Consider the following 1155-nt stretch of genomic DNA (forward strand, 5'->3'; position numbering starts at 1 on the left):
GCATCACCTTGTAAGAACTGCTGCACTCGCGGGTCTGGGTTTTGACTCAACTCCTCTGGCGTGCCAAACGCGATGATCTTGCCATCTGCTAGTAGGTAAACCCAATCAGCAATACTCATGACCTCCGGTACATCGTGTGATACCACAATAGACGTAAGGCCTAGAGCTTGGTTTAAGTCTTTGATCAACTCAACCAAAACACCCATGGTAATTGGGTCTTGTCCCACAAATGGTTCATCGAACATGATTAAATCAGGGTCAAGTGCGATAGCACGAGCCAATGCGGCGCGCCTCGCCATACCTCCCGAAAGCTCACTTGGCATTAATTGCGCAGCTCCGCGCAGACCAACCGCTTCGAGCTTAAGCAGCACCATAGTACGAATCAAATCTTCTGAAAGATTGGTGTGTTCTCGCAGTGGAAAGGCCACATTGTCAAACACATTCAAATCCGTGAACAGAGCCCCGGATTGAAACAGCATGCTCATTTTCTTACGAGCGTTGTAGAGTTTTTTGCGAGAAAGAGTCGGAATGTTGTCACCATCAAACCAAATCTCTCCTTGTTCGGGATACAACTGACCGCCAATTAAACGGAGCAGTGTCGTTTTACCGATTCCCGATGGTCCCATAATCGCCGTCACTTTACCTTCAGGAACATGCAGATCAATACCATCAAAGATCGTGCGATTTCCTCGTGAAAAAGTGAGGTTGTTCACGGTGACTAAATCGTTGTTCGACATATCATCTCTTCTACTGTCAGAGCATTAACGCTCGCAGAGTTGTCAAGTCAATCCACTTCCGAATAGCGCTAAGGGTTCCCTTATCGCCGCTTCGGTACATTTATTAGGCTGCAATCATAAGCACATTGGCTTGGAATTTAAAGCACTGTTCGATTAAATAAAGCCGACCAAATTCAAGCTATTCTCCATAAATTATGGCCTGATTGTCACCAAGTGTTTAAATCCTAGACCAGAATCATCACTTTATTTGCAATGATTGAATGAGTGACAATTACATACATTTTCGTTACTAACCTTTAATTTATTCGTTGTTTATCTTCCATTTTAAGCTGCAAAAGGTCAAAATTAGCGGTTACTCATTTCACTCATTTAATACTTAGGAATTCTCATGCTCGAAGCCGTTGCGTTGCTTATCGTC

The 1155-nt window shown here is 44.0% G+C and carries 1 protein-coding gene; it reads right to left on the reverse strand.

The window, feature by feature from the left end:
* Positions 1-737: phospholipid ABC transporter ATP-binding protein MlaF (gene mlaF, locus R7M72_RS25355; RefSeq protein ID WP_318056490.1), on the reverse strand; the 737-nt coding region annotated here is incomplete at its 3' end.
* Positions 738-1155 lie beyond the last annotated feature (418 nt).

The sequence above is a fragment of the Vibrio sp. YT-18 genome (genome assembly GCF_033337345.1).
Lineage (GTDB): Bacteria > Pseudomonadota > Gammaproteobacteria > Enterobacterales > Vibrionaceae > Vibrio > Vibrio alginolyticus.